The 1303-nt window shown below is 68.4% G+C and carries 2 pseudogenes; one reads left to right on the forward strand and one right to left on the reverse strand.

Annotated features, from left to right (window positions below):
* Positions 1-329, forward strand: a pseudogene (locus tag F0Q45_RS28250) (PPE family protein); the annotation flags it as partial.
* Between the two features lie 234 nt (positions 330-563).
* On the opposite strand, the pseudogene F0Q45_RS28255 reads toward F0Q45_RS28250, so the two are convergent.
* Positions 564-1303 (reverse strand): annotated as a pseudogene (locus F0Q45_RS28255) (PE family protein); the annotation flags it as partial.

A 1303-nucleotide genomic window follows, 5' to 3' on the forward strand; every position in this document is an offset into this window, starting at 1 on the left:
CCTCGATCGACACCATCATCACCGACATTCAGGCAGCCAATACCAAGCTATCCACCGCGATGACCAGGGTAACCGAAATCAGCTATAGCACAGTACTTCCCACCGTAGACGTGCTGAATACCATGGTAACCACCGTCCCGTCCTATAACTTGAACCTGTTTTTGGACGGGGTCAGGCAAGCCGCGCACGGTGACCCGATGGGGCTCGTCAACGCGGTCGGATACCCTATGGCGGCCGACACGGCGCTGCTGGTCGGGGCGGGCGGTATCGAACTTCTGATCTTTATCGGCGCAGCGCAAAGAATCAGGAACGTTATCGCGGCTGTCTAGCTCGTAATTCGGGCACGGTTGTGTAGCGTGCAACCCGCCAACGCCGACTCGACCACCACCGCCACACCAGCATCACCCCGCACCGGGCAGATTTTGGGTAGCTCCGCACCCGTCTCTGCGGGATCCCAGGTTGAGAAAACCTTCTGGGAAACCGGGATGGCCCGTGCCCGACCCGGCCGTCACTCCTGGACGGACGATGAGACATCAGCCTTGTGCGTTGGCTCGTCTAGACGCTCACAGTCCGTCAATCCCGTTCTGCCCGAACAGCCCGCCGCCGATACCACCCACGCCACCGAGTGCGCCCGGGGTAGCGGCAAACCCGCCATTACCACCATTACCGCCATTGCCGATCAGTTGGGCGTCGCCGCCGCGACCACCGTTACCCGCGGCATTGAGGCCGACGTTGTACCCGCCTTGCCCGCCGTTTCCGCCGTTGCCGATCAGCGCAGCCCTACCTCCGGCCCCGCCGTTGCCGGAGGCGCCGTCACCATCCCCGCCGGCCCCGCCAACCCCGCCGTTGCCGTAAAGCCCAATGGCGTTGCCGCCAGCGCCTCCCACCCCGGCGCCGAAACCGCCGGTTCCGCCGGCGCCTCCGGAGCCTGCGAGCCCTCCGCTGTTTCCGCCCGCACCCCCGTTGCCGCCGGTGCCCGTGGTGGAGACACCGCCGGTACCGCCGCTGCCGCCATTGCCGAAAAGCATTGCGGCATTGCCGCCATTCCCGCCCGCGCCGCCCGTGCCAGTGTGGGAACCGCCGCCGACACCGCCGGCCCCGCCATTGCCGAAGAACACCCCGGCATTGGCCCCGGCGCCGCCGGCCCCGCCGACAACGCCCTGGCCGAATCCTCCGCGACCGCCAGCGCCACCGGTGCCGCCCAGCAGACCGGCGCGACCGCCAGCCCCGCCCGCACCGCCGGTGTCGAAGCTGTCGCCGCCGTCGCCGCCCGCGCCGCCGGCGCCGAAGACCGCAGCGCCGT

Origin of the sequence: Mycobacterium simiae, assembly GCF_008370645.1 — a bacterium.
Classification (GTDB): domain Bacteria; phylum Actinomycetota; class Actinomycetes; order Mycobacteriales; family Mycobacteriaceae; genus Mycobacterium; species Mycobacterium simiae_A.